This is a genomic window from Phytohabitans houttuyneae (assembly GCF_011764425.1).
GTDB lineage: Bacteria > Actinomycetota > Actinomycetes > Mycobacteriales > Micromonosporaceae > Phytohabitans > Phytohabitans houttuyneae.
On sequence record NZ_BLPF01000001.1, the window covers coordinates 3,386,558 to 3,406,184 of the forward strand.

Consider the following 19,627-nt stretch of genomic DNA (forward strand, 5'->3'; position numbering starts at 1 on the left):
CCTACTTCCTCGGAGCAACAGAACGGCCGGTGCCGCCCATGCTTTCACAGGGGCGACCCGGCCGTGTGTTTCAGCGGTACAAAACGCGTCAGCGCTTGGAGTACTGAGGAGCCTTGCGGGCCTTCTTCAGACCGTACTTCTTGCTCTCCTTGACGCGCGCGTCACGGGTGAGGAAGCCGGCCTTCTTCAGCGCCGGGCGGTCGTCGAGGTCGTTGGCGCAGAGCGCGCGGGCGATGCCCAGCCGCAGCGCGCCGGCCTGGCCGGTGATGCCGCCACCGCGCAGGTTGGCGACCACGTCGAAGGCCTCGACCTTTTCGGCGGTCACCAGCGGCTCCTTGATGAGCTGCTGGTGCACCTTGCTCGGGAAGTACTCCTCGAGCTCGCGACCGTTGCAGGTGATCTTGCCGGTGCCGGGCACGATGCGCACCCGGACGATGGCCTCCTTGCGGCGGCCGACGGTCTGGATGGGACGGTCACCACGGGGCACGCGAGCGACGGCGGGCGCCGGGGCGGTCTCGACGGCCGGCGGCGCCGGAGTCGGGACGACGGTGTCGGTCATGCTGCTTCCTTCGTCCGCGCTCACTGCGCGATCTGCTTGATCTCGAACGGCACCGGCTTCTGGGCGGCGTGCGGGTGCTCGGCGCCGGCGTAGACCTTCAGCTTCTTGATGAGCTTTCGGCCAAGACGGTTGTGCGGGAGCATGCCCCTGACGGCCAGCTCGATGGCACGGTCGGGGCGCTTGGCGAGCAGCTCGTCGTAGCCCACCTGCTTCAGACCACCCGGGTAGCCGGAGTGGCGGTAGGCGACCTTGGTCTGCCGCTTGTTACCGGTCAGCGCAACCTTGCCCGCATTGACGATCACCACGAAGTCACCGGTGTCGACGTGCGGCGCGAAGGTCGGCTTGTGCTTGCCGCGCAGCAGCGTGGCGGCGTGGGTCGCCAGACGGCCCAGCACGACGTCAGAGGCGTCGATGACGTGCCACTGACGCTCGATCTCACCCGGCTTCGGGCTGTACGTACGCACAGGTTTACCTTGTCTCGTCGTCGGTCTGGGGGCGCACGCCGAGGGCGCCGCTCTTGGGCAGCGCGTCCGGCATAAGCACAACAGCAGGCAACGATACCCGGTGCCAGGCGGAGGATGCAAAACGGGCCTCCATCCTCACAACGGCCGGCGCCGTCGTGGTGCGGCGCGGTTTACCGCCCGGGTACGCGGAGTGGAACCCTCTGGCAAAGTCAGCTCCGTAACTTGCCTGCCATGAGTACGACACTGACCCCCACCGTGGCCGCCGCCGCGGCTGCCCCGGCCGGTAAGGGCCGGTGGCTCACCCATTGGGAGCCGGAGAACGAGGAGTTCTGGGCCACCACAGGACGCCGGGTGGCCCGGCGAAACCTGGTGTTCTCGATCTTCGCGGAGCACCTCGGGTTTTCCGTGTGGACCATCTGGAGCGTCGTGGTTGTGGCGCTCCCGCCGGCCCTCTTCCCCTACTCCGTCGACCAGCGCTTCTGGCTGGTCGCGCTCCCCAACCTCATCGGCGCGCTGATGCGCATCCCCTACACGTTCGCGGTCACCCGCTTCGGCGGCCGCACGTGGACCATGATCAGCGCACTTCTGCTGCTCATCCCGCTCGCCGGCCTCATGTACGCGGTGACCGCCCGGCCACCGTACTGGGTGGTGCTCGCCTGCGCGGCCACGGCTGGCTTCGGCGGCGGCAACTTCGCCTCGTCCATGACCAACATCTCGTTCTTCTACCCCGAGCGGAAGAAGGGCGCGGCGCTGGGCTTCAACGCGGCCGGCGGCAACATCGGCATCAGCACGATGCAGCTGTTCGTACCGCTTGTCATCGCCGCCGGCCTCGTCTACGGCGGCCTGATGTGGGTGCCGCTCGTGCTGGCGGCGTCCGTCGGGGCGTACCTGTTCATGAACAACCTGGCCATGGCCAAGACGCCGTTCCGCGCCCAGTTCGCCACCGTCAAGCGGCCGCACACCTGGGTCATGTCGTTCCTCTACATCGGCACCTTCGGATCGTTCCTCGGCTACTCGGCCGCGTTCCCCTTGGTGCTCAAGCTGCAGTTCCCGGACGCGCCGACCGCGCACTGGGGTGCGGCGACGATCACGCTGGCGTTCACCGGCCCGCTGGTCGGCTCGCTGTCCCGCCCCTTCGGCGGCTGGCTCTCCGACCGGATCGGCGGCGCCCGCGTCACCGCGGCCTGCTTCACGCTGATGGCCCTCGGCTCGTACGGCGTTGTCACGGCGGCCGGCAGCAAGAACATGGGGCTGTTCCTCGCCTCGTTCTGGCTGCTCTTCACGGCGGCCGGAGCGGGCAACGGCTCGACGTACCGGATGATCCCGGCCATCTTCGCGGCGAAGTCGCCGGACCTGGTCACCGCCAAGCGCGAGTCGGCGGCAACGCTCGGCATCGCGGGGGCGGTCGGCGCGATGGGCGGTTTCTACCTGCCGCGGGCCATCAGCGACTCGTACTCCGCGACCGGCGGCATCTCGACCGCCTTCACCTGGTTCGGCGTCATGTACGGCGCCTGCCTCGCCGTCACCTGGTGGTGCTACCTGCGCCGCCGCGTCCTGATCAGCCAGGTGCCGAGCCTGGCGCACGCCTCCATCTGACCCGCTCGTAGGTCGGGGGTGCCGCTCGTGGGCACCCCCGATCGCATTGTCAAAGGTCCTGGATGATGCGGAGCGCGCGCGAGACCCGGGCCATCGTGTCGGTGTCCGCGAAGTCGACGCACTCGGTGAACCACTTCTTCATGGGTGAGGAGAGGCGGTCGGGCATCACCACGTACTGCCCCATCGAGACCGCCAGCGGGGAGTCGCGCAGCAACTCCTCCTCGACCACCTCGGCGACGAGGACGATGGGCACGTCGGTGCTGTTGTAGACGTCTGAGCTGATCACCAGGCCGAGCCGCTCGCGGGCTCCCTCGACGCGCCAGACCTCGCCCCTACGCAGCACGGAAGATCGCTGCGTCAACCATCGCCACCTCGCGCTCGTCGGCCAGCGCCGCGGCCTCCAGGTCGAAGCCGGCGCGCTGCACCGCCGCGGCGTGCGCGGCGAAGACCTCGCGCAGCGCCTTTTCTCTCGCGGCCTGATCCATCCAGGCGGACAGCGTCATGCCGTCGCGCTCGGCGAACCGTCGTGCCTCTTCGATCGTGTCGTCGGGGAACGACAGGGTCACCTTCTTGGTCATGCGCCTGAGCATACCCGCGGTATGACCAGGCGCCATCCGAGCCGGACGCCCCCCGCACCCACCGCTTATGGGTGCGCTCCCATAGATATCGGCCATGCGGGACGTAGCATGACGCGGGTCGCATACGCCACTACAGCACCTCCAGCCATCACACAACCCATCGTGATGGGCAAATTTTCGGTGCTCGGGCCGGGCTTGACTGACTCCTCAGTCAGTATTCGGCGCGGCTGCTGCGTGAAGCCGATCACCGTGCAAGATTCCGAATGGAACTGGCGTCAGGCCGACCGCCGCCCCCATGCAACACCCCCACGCACACGCTCCCCAGGGCTGCGGTGACGCCTCATCATTTCGATCATTGGAGGCAATGAACCATGGCTGCACTGGACACGGCCCTCAAAGACGCGATGAGCATCGAGGGCGCGCTCGGTGTCGCGCTCGTCGACTACTCCAGCGGCATGACGCTCGGCACCGCCGGCGGCTCCCCCGAACTGGACCTCGGCATGGCCGCGGCGGGCAACACCGACGTGGTCCGGGCGAAGATGCGGACGCTCGAAATGCTCAAGATCGAAGACTCGATCGAGGACATCCTGATCACGCTGGACACGCAGTACCACCTGATCCGGCCGCTCAGCTCGCGGGCCGGCAAGGGCCTGTTCATCTACCTCGCGCTGAACAAGTCGCGGGCCAACCTGGGCCTGGCGCGCCACCAGCTGCGCCTGATCGAAGCCTCGATCGAAATCTGAGCCGATGACCGAGGTCAGCATCAGCCAGGTCGTCACCAACGTGGTGCGCGAGTTCCGGCAGAGCGTTCCCGAGTGCGTCGCGGCCGGCATCGTGGACATGTCCACCGGCATGCTGCTCGCCGTCGACACCCTCGACTCCCACCCGTCCGAGGTACTCGACCTCCTCGCCGCCGCGACCTTCGACATGTTCCAGGGCCGCAACGTGGTGATGATCGAGGAGATGTTCAACAAGCGGCGCGGTATCGAGAAGGAGGGGCACTACTTCCGGGAGATCCTGGTCAACAGCGACAACCTGGTGCACCTCTTCATGCGCAGCGTCGCGACGGACGACATGGTGGCCGTGGTCGTGTGCCGGCGGTCGGTCAACATCGGCATGCTGTTCGCCCAGGCCCGGCTCGTGATGCGGGGTCTGGACACCGGCATCGGTGGCTGATGCCTCGGCGGGGCGGCCATAGGTCATGTCGATCGAGGAAGTCAATTGGGGGACGCGCTACGGATCACCGGTGCGCGCGCTGTGATCGTGACGGCCATCGACACCCGAAAGCCGCTCCGGTCGGCGACCATCGAGGCCCTCCCCGACGCGGAGAGCGTCGCGGAGATGGCCGCCGCCATGGCCGAGACGGCCGTGGAGCTGGTACGGCTGACGGGCGCCGACACGGCGATGGACGACCTGCTCGTGACCAGCCGCGGCTGGTTTCATGTGCTCCGGGTCGTCGAGGGTGACGATGACGGCGGGTGCGTCGCCCACCTGCTGCTCGACCGGCGGGAGGCCAACCTCGCCATGGCCCGCCGCGACTTCCGGGAACTGGTCGGCGGGGCGGTACGCGTCCCGCCCGAACCCGTCCCGGAGCCCGCGGCCCCGGAGGCCGTGGAGCTGACGCTCGCCGGCGGGCTGCCGCGGCGTACGCCCTCGACGACCGGACCGTGGGACCGCGGCGCCCAGCCGGAGGGCACGCCTTCCTGGTTTGCGAAGTTCGCGGGGCACCCGTTCGACTCGGGCGGCCGGACGGTGGAGCGGGTGCGGGACGGCCTGCACCGGCTGGAGTGACACGGCATTACTCACAGAGGGGGACTAGGCATGGCGGACACCGCCGAGGACGAAGCGGCGTACGGGGCGGCGTACGCCGAGATGGCGTCGCTGAAGCAGGCGGTCAGCGGCGTGGTGGGCTCGGTGATCGCCGGTGTCGACGGCCTGCTGCTCCTGCACGACCTGACCAGCGGCCCGGAGCCGCACGACATCGCGGCGCTCGCGGCCGCGACGTTCGGGCTCGGTCGGCAGACCGGCCTGGCACTGCGGCAGGGGCCCTTCCGGGAGTCCACCGTCCGCAGCCACCGGGGCTACTTCTCCGTGTACGCGGTCGGCGACGCGGCACTCCTCGCCGTGCTGGGCGGTGAAGGGCTCAACATCGCCCGCCTGCACATCGAGGCACGCCAGGTGACCGCCCGGCTGATCAGGATGCTGGACGTCCACGTAGCGTCACAGGCCCGCCTCTAGAGTGCGCACAAAGGGGTTCAGGTCGCCCATCGCGGAGGGTGAGGCCGCGGGAGCAACGGTCCGGACCACCGCGGACATCGCGGTAGCCCAAATCCCTTGGAAAAGATCATCTACGGCCTGCTTGAAACGCCGCCTAGCTGCACCTGTCCCTCTTCCGAGGGGTGCAGTGAACGCCTCTTAGCAGGCCCGAAACAATCGGGACCCGGTTGCGAAACGGCCTCTCGGCAGGCTTTCGGCATGGCAGGCGCGGTGGAGAGTCTGGTGGTGACCCGGGAGGTCGCCACCCACTGTCCCTACTGCGCGCTTCAGTGCGGCATGACCCTCCGGGCGGCGCCGGAGGGTCGCGTCGAGGTCGCGGCCCGCCAGTTTCCGACCAACCGGGGCGGCCTGTGCCAGAAGGGCTGGACCGCGGCCGACCTGCTCGACCACCCCGACCGGCTGACCACCCCGCTGGTCCGGGATGGCGGCGAGCTGCGCCCGGCGACGTGGGCGGAGGCGCTGGACCGGGTGACCGAGGGCATCCTGGCCACCCAGTCGGCGCACGGGCGCGACGCGGTGGCGGTCTTCGGCGGCGGCGGCCTGACCAACGAGAAGGCGTACGCGCTGGGCAAGTTCGCCCGGGTCGCGCTCCGCACGAAAAACATCGACTACAACGGCCGCTTCTGCATGTCGTCGGCGGCCGCGGCGGGCATGCGGGCGTTCGGGCTCGACCGGGGGCTGCCCTTTCCGCTCGCCGACATCGGCCAGGCCGACACGCTCGTGCTCGTCGGTGCCAACGTGGCCGAGACGATGCCGCCGTTCGCGCGCTACCTGACCGAGCAGAAGGCGCGTGGCGGCACGCTCATCGTGATCGACCCGCGGGCCACCGCGACCGCGCGGCAGGCAACGCTCCACCTGCAGCCGACGCCCGGCACCGACCTGGCGCTGGCCAACGCGCTGCTGCACATCGTGCTCGGCGAGGGCTGGGCCGACGAGGCGTACATCGAGGGCCGCACCACCGGCTTCGACGAGGTGCGCCGCACGGTGGCGAGCTACTGGCCGGCCCGGGTGGAGCGGTTGACCGGCGTGCCGGTCGCCGACCTGGAGGCGGCCGCCCACGCGCTGGCCAGCGCGCAGACCGCGATCATCCTGACCGCGCGCGGCGCGGAGCAGCACTCCAAGGGCGTCGACACGGTCACCGCGTTCATCAATCTCGCGCTCGCGCTCGGCCTGCCCGGACGGCCGGGTTCCGGCTACGGCTGCCTCACCGGCCAGGGCAACGGGCAGGGCGGGCGCGAGCACGGACAGAAGGCCGACCAGCTCCCGGGGTACCGCAAGATCGACGACCCGGCCGCCCGCGCGCACGTGGCGTCGGTGTGGGGCGTCGACCCCGACGACCTGCCCGGACCCGGCCCCTCGGCGTACGAGCTGCTGACCGGCGACGAGATGCGCACGCTGCTGGTCTTCGGCTCCAACCCGGTCGTCTCCGCACCCCGCGCGGCACGCGTCGAGGCCCGCCTGCGCGACCTCGACATGCTTGTCGTCTCCGACTTCGTGCTCTCCGAGACCGCGGCAATCGCCGACGTGGTGCTGCCGACCGCGCAGTGGGCCGAGGAGGACGGCACGATGACCAACCTGGAGGGCCGGGTGCTGCGGCGCCACGCCCTCCGCCAGCCACCGCCAGATGTGAGGACGGATCTGGCGGTGATTGCCGAGCTGGCCTCCCGGCTCGGCGCCGGCAAGTGGTTCACCACCGAACCGCAAGCCGTGTTCGAGGAGCTGCGGCGTGCTTCTGCCGGGGGTACGGCGGACTACGCAGGCGTGACGTGGGAGCGGGTCGACGCCGAGGACGGCGTGTTCTGGCCGTGCCCATCGGTGGACCGGCCGGGTACGCCGCGGCTTTTCCTCGACACCTTCGCCACGCCGGACGGGCGGGCCCGGTTTCTGCCGGTCGAGCACCGGCCGGCCGCGGAGGAGGTCGACGCGGAGTACCCGCTCTACCTCACCACCGGCCGGGTGCTCGCGCAGTACCAGTCGGGCGCGCAGACGCGGCGGATCGAGGCGCTGCGCCGCGCGGCGCCGAACGCGTTCGTCGAGCTCCACCCCGACCTGGCCGCCCGCATCGGTGTGGGAGCCGGCGACGAGGTCGTGGTCACCAGCAGGCGCGGCGAGATGCGGGCGCCCGCCCGCCTGACCGAGACCATCCGACCGGACACACTCTTCGCGCCGTTCCACTGGGGCGGCGCCGCCCGGGCCAACTCACTGACGAGTGACGCCCTCGACCCGACGTCTCGAATGCCGGAGTTCAAGGTGTGCGCAGTCAAGGTGAGGGCAGCATGAACGTTGTCGTGGTGGGGTACGGCATGGCCGGCTCCCGGCTCGCGGCCGAGCTGCGTGACCGGGGTCCCCACATGAAAATCACGGTGCTGGGGGCCGAGCGGCACCGCGCGTACAACCGGATCATGCTGTCGAGCGTGCTCGCCGGCAAGGTCCGCGAGCGCGACGTCGAGATCACCGAGGCCGCCGGCCACGGCATCGACCTGCGCCCCGGCGTGGTGGTCACCGCGATCGACCGGGCCGCCCGGATGGTGACGACCGGCGATGGCGACCGCATCGAGTACGACCATCTGGTGCTCGCCACCGGCAGCCGCGCGCTCATCCCGCCGCTGACCGGCCTCGACCGCGAGCACCTGCCCGAGCGGGTGGCGGTGTTCCGCACGCTCGACGACTGCCGCCGCATCCTCGCCACCGCCTCGGAGGCGCGCAGCGCGCTCGTGCTCGGCGGGGGTCTTTTGGGCCTCGAAGCCGCCCGCGGCCTGGCCGCCCGGGGCATCGCCACCGAGGTGGTGCACGCGGTCGGCCACCTCATGGAGCGGCAGCTCGACCCGGGTGCCAGCGCGGTCCTCGTGCGCACGCTCTCCGGCCTCGGCATCACCGCGCACCTCGACGCGATGGCCGCCTCCGTGGCCGCCGACGCGGACGGGGTGACGCTCGGCCTCGCCGACGGGCGCGAGCTCCGCGCCGACCTGCTCGTCGTGGCCTGCGGCGTGCGGCCGGAGACCGGGCTGGCCGGCGACGCCGGGCTCGCCGTCGAGCGGGGCATCGTCGTCGACGACCACATGCGCACCAGCGACCCGCACATCTCCGCGATCGGCGACTGCGCACAGCACGACGGCGTGGTGAGCGGCCTCGTGGCGCCGGCTTGGGAGCAGGCCAGGATCGTCGCGCGGGTCCTCGGCGGGGAAGACCCGCTCGCGAGGTACCGGCCGCTTCCGGTGGTCACGCGCCTCAAGGCCGCGGGCATCGACCTGGCCGCCATGGGTACCTCCGGACCCGCCGAAGGCGCCGAAGGCGCCGAGGAGCTGAGCTTCGCCGACCCCGTCCGGGGTACCTACGCCAAGCTCACGATCGTCGGCGAGCGGCTGACCGGCGCGATCATGCTTGGCGACAACCCGTCCGTGGGCGCGGTGATCCAGCTCTTCGACCGCGGCTCCCCCGTGCCGACCGACCGCCGCGCGCTGCTGCTCGGGCGCGCGATCGGCGTACCCGCCGCCACGCAGGCGGAGTCGCCGGCGCTGATGCCCGACGCGGCGACGGTCTGCCAGTGCAACACCGTGAGCAAGGGTGCGCTGGTGCGCTGCTGGCGCGCCGGCGCGAGGTCCGTCGACGACGTGGTCGCCGCGACCAGGGCCACGACCGGCTGCGGCACCTGCCGCGACGCCGTCGAGGGCATCGTCGATTGGCTATCCACAGTGGACTCTCCGGAGGTCGCCGCATGACCGCGAACCTTGTCGTCGTGGGCAACGGCATGGTCGGCCAGCGCTTCGTCGAGGCGTTGCGCTCGCGCGACACCAGCGGCGAGTGGCGGGTCACCGTCCTGGCCGAGGAGGGGCGACCGGCCTACGACCGGGTGCGGCTCTCCGCCTTCTTCGACGGCGTGTCGGCCGAGGAGCTGAGCCTGCACACCCCCGACGACGGCGTCGACCTGCGGCTCGGCGAGCCGGTCGTGCACATCGACCGGGAGCGCCGGGTCGCGGTGACCGGCGACGGGGAGTACCCGTACGACGCGCTGGTCTTCGCCACCGGCTCGTACCCCTTCGTGCCACCTGTCGACGGCGCCGACCTGCGCGGGGTCTTCGTCTACCGCACGCTCGACGACCTGGAGGCGATCCGCGACCACGCCAAGGGCCGGCGCACCGGCGCGGTGATCGGCGGCGGCCTTCTCGGGCTGGAGGCGGCGAACGCGCTGCGGCTGCTGGGCCTCACCACGCACGTGGTGGAGTTCGCTCCGCGGCTGATGCCGGTGCAGGTCGACGAGGCCGGCGGTTCGATGCTCCGGCGGTACGTGGAGGAGATCGGCGTCAAGGTCCACACGGGCACCGCGACGACCGCGATCCGGCCGCGCAACGACGGCGACGGGCTCTACGGCCTCACGCTCTCCGACGGCTCCTGGATCCAGGCGGACCTCGTGGTCGTCGCGGCTGGCATCCGCCCTCGCGACGACGTGGCCCGCGCGGCCGGGCTGGACGTCGGCGAGCGCGGCGGGATCACTGTCGACAGCGCGTGCCGTACCTCCGACGAGCGGATCTGGGCGATCGGCGAGTGCGCGGCCGTCGAAGGCCGCTGCTACGGCCTCGTCGCGCCCGGGTACGCGATGGCCGAGGTGGTGGCCGACCGGCTGCTCGGCGGGCAGGCGACGTTCCCCGGCGCGGACATGTCCACAAAGCTCAAGCTGCTCGGCGTCGACGTCGCGTCCTTCGGCGACGCACACGGCACGACCGAGGGCTGCCTGGACGTCACGTTCACCGACCCGGCAACCCGCGTGTACGCCAAGCTGGTCCTCTCCGACGACGCGAAGACGCTGCTCGGCGGCGTGCTGGTGGGCGACGCGTCGGCGTACCCCACGCTGCGGGCCAGCGTCGGCGGCCCGCTGCCCGGTGCACCGCTCGCGCTGCTCGCTCCGGAGTCGGGCGGCTCGGGCACCGGCGCCGGCATCGCCGCGCTGCCCGGCGGCGCGCAGGTCTGCTCGTGCAACGCGGTCACCAAGGACCAGATCGTCGGCGCGATCCACGAGGGCTGCACCGACGTGGCGGCCATCAAGGCGTGCACCCGCGCGGGCACCAGCTGCGGCTCCTGCGTACCCATGCTCAAGCAGCTCCTCGCCGTCTCCGGCGTGCAGCTCTCCAAGGCCCTGTGCGAGCACTTCGACCACAGCCGGCAGGAGCTCTTCGAGATCGTCCGGGCGCGGGGCATCCGCACCTTCTCGCAGCTCGTGACCGAGCACGGGCAGGGGCGCGGCTGCGACATCTGCAAGCCCGCGGTGGCCTCGATCCTCGCGTCGCTGGGCAACGGCTACGTGCTCGACGGCGAGCAGGCGACCCTCCAGGACACCAACGACCACTTCCTGGCGAATATCCAGCGCGACGGCACGTACTCGGTGGTGCCCCGCATCCCCGGCGGCGAGATCACGCCGGACAAGCTCATCGTGATCGGTGAGGTGGCCCGCGACTTCAACCTCTACACGAAGATCACGGGCGGCCAGCGGATCGACCTTTTCGGCGCGCGCGTGGAGCAGCTGCCGCAGATCTGGCGGCGCCTTGTCGACGCCGGGTTCGAGTCAGGCCACGCGTACGGCAAGGCACTGCGCACGGTCAAGTCCTGCGTCGGCTCTACGTGGTGCCGGTACGGGGTGCAGGACTCGGTCGGTCTGGCGGTGGCGCTCGAGCTGCGCTACCGCGGGCTGCGCGCGCCACACAAAATCAAGTCGGCGGTCTCCGGGTGCGCACGCGAGTGCGCCGAGGCGCGGAGCAAGGACTTCGGCATCATCGCCACCGACAACGGATGGAACCTCTACGTCGGCGGCAACGGCGGCTTCCGCCCGCGCCACGCCGACCTTTTCGCCAGCGATCTGTCCACTGAGGAACTTGTGCGGTACGTGGACAGGTTCCTCATGTTCTACATCCGTACCGCGGACCGGCTGCAGCGCACGGCCGCGTGGATCGAGGCGATGGATGGCGGCCTCGACCACCTGCGCGCCGTGATCGTCGACGACTCGCTCGGCATCTGCGCGGACCTGGACGCGGCCATGGCCCGCCACGTCGACTCGTACGAGGACGAGTGGCGCGCCACCGTCGAGGACCCGGAGCGCGTGCGCCGGTTCACCTCCTTCGTCAACGCACCGGACACCCCCGACCCGTCGATCACCTTCGAGGTGGAGCGGGCCAGCCGGTGCCGGCACTTGGCGAGCGCCGCCCCGTGGTGCTCGGTCTACCGACCATGGGAGTACGCCGATGACGGACACAATGACCGCACGCTGGGAAGCGATCTGCCCGTACGAGGTGGTGGAGCCCGAGCGGGGCGTGGCCGCGCTCGTCGGCGGGGCGCAGGTGGCCATCTTCCGCACGTTCGACGGTGGTCTATACGCCATCGACAACCGCGACCCGATCGCCGGCGCGCACGTGATGTCGCGCGGCATCGTCGGCAGCCGCGGCGACGTGCCGACCGTGGCGTCCCCGCTGCACAAGGAGGTGTACAGCCTGCTCACGGGCGAGTGCCTCGACGTGCCGGGCGTAGCGGTGCGCACCTTCCCGGTGCGGGTGCGGGACGGCATGGTCGAAGTGGGCGCCGGCTCATGACCTCGGCACCCTTCGAGCCTCGCGGGCGCCCGCAGCGAAGCGAGGACGGCCGTGAGTGATGAGCTTTCGGGCTTCACGGTTGGGGTGACCGCGGACCGGCGTCGCGACGAGCTGGCGGCCCTCCTCGAGCGGCGGGGCGCACGCGTCGTGCTCGCGCCGGCGCTGCGGATCGTCCCGCTCGCCGACGACACCGAGCTGCGCGCCGCCACCCGCGCCTGCCTCGACCACCCGCCGAACGTGGTGATGGCCAACACCGGCATCGGCATGCGCGGCTGGCTGGAGGCCGCCGAGGGGTGGGGGCTCGCCGAGCCGCTCCGCTCGGTGCTCGGCCAGGCGTACATCGTGGCCCGCGGCCCCAAGGCCCGCGGCGCCATCCGCGCCGCCGGACTGCACGACGAGTGGTCGCCCGCGTCGGAGAGCTGCGAGGAGGTCATCGAACACCTCCAGCGCCGCGGCGTCGAGGGGCAGGTCGTGGCCATGCAGCTGCACGGCGAACGGCAACCCGAGTGCACCGCCGCCCTGGAGGCCGCGGGCGCCACCGTCATCGAGGTGCCCGTGTACCGCTGGGCGCCGCCCACCGACCCCGCCCCGCTGCACCGCCTCGTCGACCTGATCACCGGCCGCTTGGTGGATGCCGTGACGTTCACCTCGGCCCCCGCCGCGGGCGCGCTGCTGCGGGCCGCCGGTGCCAGCGGCGACGCGGTGCTGGACGCCCTCCGCTCGGACGTGCTGGCCGCATGCGTCGGCCCGGTCACCGCCGCCCCGCTGCGCCGCCACGGCGTGCCGGTGGCGGCGCCTACCCGTGCACGGCTGGGCGCGCTCGTGCGCACGATCGTCGACGAACTCCCGCAACGCGCGGTCAACCTCAAGGTCGCCGGCCACGTACTCACCCTCCGCGGGCACGCCGCGGTGGTGGACGGCGAGCTGCGACCGCTGGCGCCGGCACCGATGTCGGTACTGCGCGCGCTGGCCGCCACGCCGGGCCGGGTGCTCTCCCGCGCCGCCCTGCTGCGCACCCTTCCCCGCGGCGCCGACGAGCACGCGGTGGAAATGGCCGTCGCCCGCCTACGCGCCGGCTTGGGCGCGCCCGGTGTGGTACAGACCGTGGTGAAGCGCGGCTACCGCCTCCCCGTCGACTAGGCCCAGGGTCGTCAAGATCCCAGCAATATCCCGCACGGTGGGGAGAAACGGCGAACGCCGCGTGCCGGGCCGGCACGCGGCGTGGTGAGGGCTGGCTCAGCCGACCGGCGTGGGGCGGCGACCGCCGCCGCGCTCGGCGCGGAGGGTCATCATCGCGTGCTCGACGACGTTGACCAGGACGTGCTTGACCGAGTCGCGGTGCCGGGCGTCGCACAGCACGAGGGGCACGTGAGGGGCGATGGCCAGCGCCTCGCGGATCTCCTCGACCTCGTACTGCGGGGAGCCGTCGAAGACGTTCAGCGCCACCACGTACGGCAGGTGCCGGTTTTCGAAGTAGTCCAGCGGTGCGAAAGCGTCCGCGATCCGGCGGGTGTCGACCAGCACGGCCGCGCCCACCGCGCCTCGGATGATCTCGTCCCACATGAACCAGAAGCGGGTCTGACCGGGCGTGCCGAAGAGGTAGAGGATGAGGTCTTCGGCCATGGTGATGCGGCCGAAGTCCATCGCGACCGTGGTGGTCTCCTTGCCCGGCACCTTCGAGGGGTCGTCGATCCCCACGCCGGCCGCGGTCATGACCGCTTCCGTGGTCAGCGGGGTGATCTCGGAGACGGCGCCCACGAGCGTCGTCTTACCGACGCCGAAGCCTCCCGCGATCACGATCTTGGCGGACGTGATGCCTCGGTTTCGGCGCGCCCCTGCGGCGTTATAGCCTGCGAAGTCCACTCAGCACCCTCTCAAGCAGTTCCATCCGCTCCTCATAGGCTTCTACCGGAGCGGCACTGTGCAGCGTCAGCAAGCCCTCTGCCACCATGTCGGCGACGAGCACACGGGCAACGCCCAGCGGGAGCCGGGTGTAGGCCGCTATCTCCGCCAGCGACTGCGCACGGTTTTCGCAGACGGTGGCGATGCGGTGCTTGTCGTGGCCCGCAAACCGCGACTCCTGCACGGCGGCCGGGTCCGCCACGAGCACCGCTTCCAGGGCGATGTCGCGGCGTGGCTCGGTGCGCCCGCGGGTGACCGCGTACGGTCGGACCAGCGCACCTCTCGGGTCTTCCCGTGGTTGGTCCACCATGACGCGGTCACCTCCTTCTGCAATAGTCGCGGCTGCACCCTCATTATCTACTTAGGACTAGCGCGACACTGCCTCTCGGGTCGCCGGCGACAGGGCCGCCCCGACCCGTTCGACGAGCAGAGCCATCTCGTAACCCACCTGGCCCACGTCGCAGCTGCGCGCGGCCAGTACTGCCATCGAGGAACCGTCGCTGATGGACATGAGGAACAGGTAGCCGCTGTCCATCTCGATGACGGTCTGGAGCACCCCACCAGCGCTGAACATCCGCGAGGCGCCATCGGTGAGGCTCACCACACCCGACGTGATCGCGGCCAGCTGGTCCGCGCGGTCCGCCGGCAGGTCACGCGACGACGCGAGGAGCAGGCCGTCGGCCGACACCGCGACGACGTGGGCGATCCCGGCCACGCTGTCGGCGAAGTTGCTGAGCAGCCAACTCATGTCCTGCATCGCTGCTGGCCTCGTCATCAACTGGTCTCCTTGGTAGAGGTGCTCCCGTTTTCCTGGCTGCCGGCCGAACGGCCGCGCTGCACGCCGCGGTGGTACGCGGAGAGCAGGCCGCGGACCTCGTCCGGCGTACGCCTCGCGCGCTCGCGGCTGGCCGAGGTTTCGACGCCACCGGGAACGAGCTGGGCCTGGGGTACACGCTTGGGCAGACCCGACCGCGTGGTGCCCGCGGCGACCGGCTCAGCGGCCTTCTCAGCCCGCTTCCAGCCCTCGTCAGCCGCGGTGCGCCACGGCGCGTCGGCGGAGTCGCGCTGGCGTGGCACCGCGCCGACGCCGGAGTCGGTCGGATTCTGCGCGGCGGGCGGCACAACCGGTGGCGCGTACGCGGCCGGTGGTGGCGGTGCCGCGGCGGGCTGCGGGGTGGGTGTGCGGGTCGGCAGCGAGCCGCCGAGCCCGCCGTTGCCGAGCCCGGAGCCACCGCTCATCCCGCCACCGTTGCCGAGCCCGGAACCTCCGCTCAGGCCACCACCGTTGCCGAGGCTGGTGCCGCTCGAAAGTCCCGAAGACCCACCGGACAGACCGGAAGAGCCGGAGTAGCCCGAGGCGGCCGGCGCGCTGGACGACGACGCGTAGCTGCCGGCCGGGCTGGCCGTGGCGCCGCTGGGGCTCACCGCCGAGAAGATCTGCGTCGACGCCTGGCCGTGCGAACGGAACCAGACCGCCTCCATCTCCCGGTAGATCGGCACCTCACCGCCGTCGTCGGGACGGGGCGAGACACCGGGTGAACCGGCAACCGGGCCGGCCGGCAACCCGGACGGTGGCAGCACGGCGGGCGTCATCGGGTGTGCCGTCGCCGGGATCGCGGCGGTCTGACCGCGCTGTGGCAGGCCGGAGGACTGCACGGTCGGGTACGCCACCGTGGGCGAACCCATCCCGCCCTGCGGCTGGCCGAGCGTGGCTCCGCCCGACTGCCCGACCGTGGGGAACGCGCTGGTCGCGGCCGAAGCGTTGACCGGTACCGCGGACGTGTCCCACGAGGGCGTCTGGCTCGGCCACTGGTCGGCGAGCGTGGCGGCCGACGAGCGGGCGGCCGGTGCGGCGGCCTGCGGCCACCCGCCGGACGTGGGTGCCGCGGACGCGCTGGTCTCGACCGCGAGCGGCGAGCGGGGGCGGGTGAGCACCTGCTCCCGGGTGCGCGGCTTGGGCAGTACGACGATGCCGCTCGGCAGCGTCACCTGTGCCACGGTGCCGCCCTCGACGTTCGGGCGCAGCTCGACGCGGATCCCGTACCGCGAGGCGAGGCGGCCGACGACCGCCAGACCCATCAGCCGGAACGCGGCCACGTCGACCGTGGGCGGCTGCCCGAGCCGGTGGTTGAGCGCTTCGAGCTGGTCTTCGGTGAGGCCCAGACCGCGGTCTTCGATCTGGATCAGCACGTAGTCGCGGATGCGCCGGGCGTCCGCGACGACCACCGTGTTGGGCGGCGAGAACCGGGTCGCGTTGTCGAGCAGCTCGGCGACGAGCCGCACGACGTCGTTGACGGCGTGCGCCGCGATCGAGATGTCCGTGTCGACAGTGCCGAACTCGATGCGGTTGTAGAGCTCCACCTCGGACTGTGCGGCGCGGAGCGCGTCGACCAGCAGCGCGTCGTCACGCCGCGGCGCGGTGGAGTCGGCACCCGCGAGCACCAGCAGGTTTTCGTCGTTGCGGCGCATTCGGGTGGCCAGGTGGTCCAGCTGGAAGAGCTGGGCCAACCGCTTCGGGTCCTCCTCGCCGCGCTCGATCATGTCGAGCTCGCCGATCATCCGGTCGACCAGCGCCTGGCTTCGGCGGGCCAGGTTGAGGAACATCGCGGAGACGCTCGTCCGCAGCGCGGCCTGCTCGGCCGCGATCCGGACCGCCTCCCGGTGTACGACGTTGAACGCCTGGGCCACCTGACCGACTTCGTCGCGGTTGGGCAGCCGGATCGCGTCGCGCACTTGTCGCACGATCTCGTCGGGTCCGCCGTCACCGATACTTCGCACGTCCCGGAGCTGGGCGACGGCGTCCGGCAGGTCGCGGTTTGCCACGGCGAGCGCGCCCTCACGGAGGCGGCGCAGCGAGCGGTTGAGCGACCGGGCGAGGACCACGGCGAGCGCGATGGCGATGAAGAGCGTGATGAGCACGAGGATCGACTCGATGACCGCCTGCCGCACCACGGCCGCGCGGACGTCGTCGGCTTCGGCGAGTGCGCGGTCTTCGAGCTTCTGCTCGGCAAACCGCATGAGGTCGACCACCGCGCCGATCGAGCGCTGGGCGTCGAGAGCCTGGGTCGGCTCTGGTCGCTGGCCGACGGTGCGGCTGACCTGGGCCTCGCTCGACTGGGCGAGGTTGACCGCGTCACCGGTGACGGTGGCGTCCGCGATGGCCTGCTGCTCGCTGCTCGCGACCAGCTCGAACGCCTGCTGCGCGGACTCCTGGCTGGTCAGCGTCGTGAGGAACGAGTTGAGCTGCTCCTGCCCCAGCACCTCGCGACCGATGAGAGCGGCGTACACCACCGCTTCCTCCTCGGCCTTTGCCGCCTTGGCCCGGGCGAAGGCGGCCACCGCGCGCAGCTCCTCGGCCAGGTCACCTTCGCCGGCCAGCTGGCCGACCACGTCGCCGTACGCCACGAGGTCGGTGAGGATGTTGCCGTAGCGGAGCACCGACTCGGCCACCGAGCGGCCCTGGCGGGAGAGCATGTCCTGGCGGGTGACGTTGAGCGTGGCCAGGTGCTCGTCGATCCGGGCAAGCCGGGTCTCGACCGAGTTCGGCACGTCGCCGATCGACTGCCGGGCGGTCGTGTACGCCGCGACCCGGTCGTCGGTGCGGTTGACGGCCTGGTTGTACAGGTCCTTGTAGTCGACCTTCGGGTCGGACTTCGGCGGGTCGGCCAGGTAGACGGCGGCCGCCATCCGCTCCTTGTGCAGGTCCTGGTTCAGCGCCGAAACGTTAGTGGACAGTGCTGTCAGGTCGCGGATGAGGCTCGCTTCGAGGGCACCGCGGCCGACGTCGACCAAGCGGACCGTGGCGAGCGCGACGACCGCCGCGACCGGCACAACGAGGATGAGCGCGAGCTTGGACCTGATGCGCGCGTCACGCAAGCGCGGAAACCAGCGGCGCGCAGCACGGCGGGCCTGCGCACCTTTTTCGGGCAGGGTCGTAGGTCCCGTGCTCACGACATCGCCTCCGTCGTCGTCTCCACGTGCGACCCGCTCGACCGACGCCTGGGTGCATCGGTTAGCGCCGCACGCGGCACGGCCGCGATTTCACCAGAAACGGCACCCGCTTGGGAAGCCTCAGTCAGGCAGGAAACGGTCGCACCATCCCCAATACAAACTCCGCCCACTCCGCTCCTTCCCACGAATGCGCCTGTGACCTGCGCAAACAGCAGTCTGTAAGGCATTGATGTCGATAAAGTTAACGAGTACAAACTTCTTCGCAAACCACTATGTGGGATGAACGTCCCGCGGAAGCAGGTACCCTCCCGCTTGACCCCGGCGTCCACCGTTGGCATGGTTTTCCAGGTTCGAATGACTGCGCGCTCACACCGTACGGCAGGCCCGTCCGCGTCGCTCCACAGGGGACGGACAGCGGTCGCCAGCCCTTAAAACACCAGCTCTGCTGGGCCGTCCACATGGAGGACCGACTTGAGGCCCATACGCTCCGTGACGCTGTCTGCGCTCACCGCAGCCATGCTGGTCATGTCGGCGTCCGCATGCGCGTCGAGCGAAGACGCGGCGGATGTCGAGGAAGTCATCATTGGCGCTGACCTGGAGCTGTCCGGCCCCACCGCGGCGATCGGACAGGCGTACCAGCGCGCACTCGAGCTGAAGATCGGCCAGGTCAACGACTCTGGCGTCCTCGGCAACCGGAAGCTGCGGCTGGACCCGAAGGACAACCGCTCCGACTCCAGCCGCTCGCTGACCAACGTGGGCGCGTTCGCCAACAACCCCGACGTCGTCGCGGTGGTCATGGGCATGTGCGCGCAGTGCGTCAAGACGGTGGCGGAGACCGTCAAGGACCGCCGGTTGCCCACCATCGCGCTGTCCCCGGCCGGCACGGTGGTCGCACCCATCCAGGAAAGTCAGTGGATTTTCAAGGTGGGCCCGAACGCGAAGGACAACGCCGCCGCCCTCACCGCCGAGATCACCACGCTCAAGAAGAAGCGGGTCGGTTTGATCTACACCGACGACCTGTACGGCAAGGAGGGCAAGGAGGCCGTCGAGCTCGCGCTGCAAAAGGTGAAGGTCGGCGGCGTGCCGGTCAAGGTCACGTCGGTATCCGTCAAGCCCACCGCCACCGACCTGAGCCAGGTCGTGGAGTCTCTGGTGGACAAGGACCCGGAGGAGGCGCCCGACGCGCTCGTCGTGTGGACGCTGGCCGAGCAGGCTGCCCTGGCCGCCACAAGCGCCCGGGAGGCGGGCTTCGACGGCTCGCTCTACTTCGACGGCGCCGCCGCGGGTGAGCTCTTCCTCGCGGGACAGAGCGCCACTGACGGCGCCACCATGGTGTTCACGCAGACCATGGTGATCGACGACGTGATCGCCACGACGCCCGCCACGGCGGCCCGCAAGCAGTGGTTCCGCGACTACACCGCCAAGTACGGCAGCTACAACGGCTACTCGTCGTTTGCCGCGGACGCGGTCCAGATGGTCACCAACGCCCTGCAGCAGAGCACGTCGTCCAGCCGGGACAGCATCCGGTCCATTGTGGAAACCTCGCAGTTCGACGGGCTGTCCGGGCCGATCCGGATCACCCCGGACAACCACTCCGGCCTCATGCCGCAGGCACTCACCATGCTCGTGGCCCGCAACGGCCGCTGGCGGCTGGCCACCAGCTGACACCTCGAAACCCAAATGGGGTACGGCGCCGCACAGGTCGGCGCCGTACCCCAGATTTTT

General features: G+C 70.8%; 18 protein-coding genes and 1 pseudogene. 11 read left to right on the plus strand and 8 right to left on the minus strand.

Going from position 1 to position 19,627, the window contains the following annotated elements; translation table 11 throughout:
• Nucleotides 1-88: 88 nt before the first annotated feature.
• Nucleotides 89-559 carry a 30S ribosomal protein S9 gene (rpsI, locus tag Phou_RS14985; protein ID WP_173056609.1) on the minus strand — a complete coding sequence of 157 codons (471 nt, stop codon included), beginning with the start codon at nt 557-559 and terminating at the stop codon, nt 89-91.
• Between the two features lie 20 nt (nt 560-579).
• A complete protein-coding gene (gene rplM, locus Phou_RS14990) occupies nt 580-1,023 on the minus strand; it encodes a 50S ribosomal protein L13 (protein WP_173056610.1) in 444 nt (147 codons plus the stop codon).
• 231 nt (nt 1,024-1,254) lie between these two features.
• Between rplM and Phou_RS14995 the strand changes: the two genes are divergently transcribed.
• The gene (locus tag Phou_RS14995; protein ID WP_173056611.1) at nt 1,255-2,619 is read left to right on the plus strand and encodes an MFS transporter; all 1,365 of its coding nucleotides are present in this window, start codon (nt 1,255-1,257) and stop codon (nt 2,617-2,619) included.
• A 49-nt stretch (nt 2,620-2,668) separates the two neighbouring features.
• Here the strand turns inward: Phou_RS14995 and Phou_RS15000 are convergent, their stop codons facing one another.
• Nucleotides 2,669-2,962, minus strand: coding sequence for a type II toxin-antitoxin system PemK/MazF family toxin (locus Phou_RS15000; RefSeq protein ID WP_173056612.1), 294 nt, complete (start codon nt 2,960-2,962; stop codon nt 2,669-2,671).
• Nucleotides 2,952-3,197: a hypothetical protein gene (locus Phou_RS15005; RefSeq protein ID WP_173056613.1), complete on the minus strand. Its 246-nt coding sequence runs from the start codon at nt 3,195-3,197 to the stop codon at nt 2,952-2,954. Before Phou_RS15005 ends, Phou_RS15000 begins: the two co-directional genes overlap by 11 nt.
• A gap of 371 nt (nt 3,198-3,568) precedes the next feature.
• Here Phou_RS15005 and Phou_RS15010 point away from each other — a divergent pair, with 371 nt between their 5' ends.
• From Phou_RS15010 to Phou_RS15050, 9 genes and pseudogenes are all read left to right on the plus strand, one after another.
• On the plus strand, nt 3,569-3,940 hold the full coding sequence (locus tag Phou_RS15010; RefSeq protein WP_173056614.1) for a hypothetical protein: 372 nt from the start codon (nt 3,569-3,571) through the stop codon (nt 3,938-3,940).
• Nucleotides 3,941-3,944: 4 nt separating this feature from the next.
• On the plus strand, nt 3,945-4,373 hold the full coding sequence (locus tag Phou_RS15015; protein WP_173056615.1) for a hypothetical protein: 429 nt from the start codon (nt 3,945-3,947) through the stop codon (nt 4,371-4,373).
• A gap of 87 nt (nt 4,374-4,460) precedes the next feature.
• On the plus strand, nt 4,461-4,988 hold the full coding sequence (locus Phou_RS15020; RefSeq protein ID WP_173056616.1) for a hypothetical protein: 528 nt from the start codon (nt 4,461-4,463) through the stop codon (nt 4,986-4,988).
• Nucleotides 4,989-5,018: 30 nt separating this feature from the next.
• Complete coding sequence (locus tag Phou_RS15025; RefSeq protein WP_173056617.1) at nt 5,019-5,435, plus strand: roadblock/LC7 domain-containing protein; 417 nt, start codon at nt 5,019-5,021, stop codon at nt 5,433-5,435.
• A gap of 237 nt (nt 5,436-5,672) precedes the next feature.
• A complete protein-coding gene (locus Phou_RS15030) occupies nt 5,673-7,754 on the plus strand; it encodes a molybdopterin oxidoreductase family protein (RefSeq protein ID WP_173056618.1) in 2,082 nt (693 codons plus the stop codon).
• Complete coding sequence (locus Phou_RS15035; protein ID WP_173056619.1) at nt 7,751-9,193, plus strand: FAD-dependent oxidoreductase; 1,443 nt, start codon at nt 7,751-7,753, stop codon at nt 9,191-9,193. The genes Phou_RS15030 and Phou_RS15035 overlap by 4 nt, the downstream gene beginning before the upstream one ends.
• Nucleotides 9,190-11,708, plus strand: a pseudogene (gene nirB, locus Phou_RS15040) (nitrite reductase large subunit NirB). The gene Phou_RS15035 and the pseudogene nirB overlap by 4 nt, the downstream one beginning before the upstream one ends.
• Complete coding sequence (gene nirD, locus Phou_RS15045) at nt 11,705-12,049, plus strand: nitrite reductase small subunit NirD (protein WP_173056620.1); 345 nt, start codon at nt 11,705-11,707, stop codon at nt 12,047-12,049. Before nirB ends, nirD begins: the two are co-directional and overlap by 4 nt.
• Nucleotides 12,050-12,100: 51 nt before the next feature.
• Nucleotides 12,101-13,189, plus strand: coding sequence for a uroporphyrinogen-III synthase (locus tag Phou_RS15050; RefSeq protein WP_173056621.1), 1,089 nt, complete (start codon nt 12,101-12,103; stop codon nt 13,187-13,189).
• A gap of 96 nt (nt 13,190-13,285) precedes the next feature.
• Here Phou_RS15050 and Phou_RS15055 read toward each other — a convergent pair whose 3' ends face one another.
• From Phou_RS15055 to Phou_RS15070, 4 genes are read right to left on the minus strand one after another with little or no spacing between them, the layout of a single operon-like run.
• Nucleotides 13,286-13,912, minus strand: a complete 627-nt coding sequence (locus tag Phou_RS15055; RefSeq protein ID WP_173056622.1) for a GTP-binding protein — start codon at nt 13,910-13,912, stop codon at nt 13,286-13,288.
• A complete protein-coding gene (locus Phou_RS15060; protein ID WP_371872125.1) occupies nt 13,893-14,261 on the minus strand; it encodes a DUF742 domain-containing protein in 369 nt (122 codons plus the stop codon). Before Phou_RS15060 ends, Phou_RS15055 begins: the two co-directional genes overlap by 20 nt.
• A gap of 57 nt (nt 14,262-14,318) precedes the next feature.
• Complete coding sequence (locus Phou_RS15065) at nt 14,319-14,726, minus strand: roadblock/LC7 domain-containing protein (protein ID WP_173041277.1); 408 nt, start codon at nt 14,724-14,726, stop codon at nt 14,319-14,321.
• Complete coding sequence (locus Phou_RS15070) at nt 14,726-17,902, minus strand: nitrate- and nitrite sensing domain-containing protein (RefSeq protein WP_173056623.1); 3,177 nt, start codon at nt 17,900-17,902, stop codon at nt 14,726-14,728. The genes Phou_RS15065 and Phou_RS15070 overlap by 1 nt, the downstream gene beginning before the upstream one ends.
• Nucleotides 17,903-18,373: 471 nt before the next feature.
• Between Phou_RS15070 and Phou_RS15075 the strand changes: the two genes are divergently transcribed.
• The gene (locus tag Phou_RS15075) at nt 18,374-19,567 is read left to right on the plus strand and encodes an ABC transporter substrate-binding protein (protein WP_173056624.1); all 1,194 of its coding nucleotides are present in this window, start codon (nt 18,374-18,376) and stop codon (nt 19,565-19,567) included.
• Nucleotides 19,568-19,627: the final 60 nt, after the last annotated feature.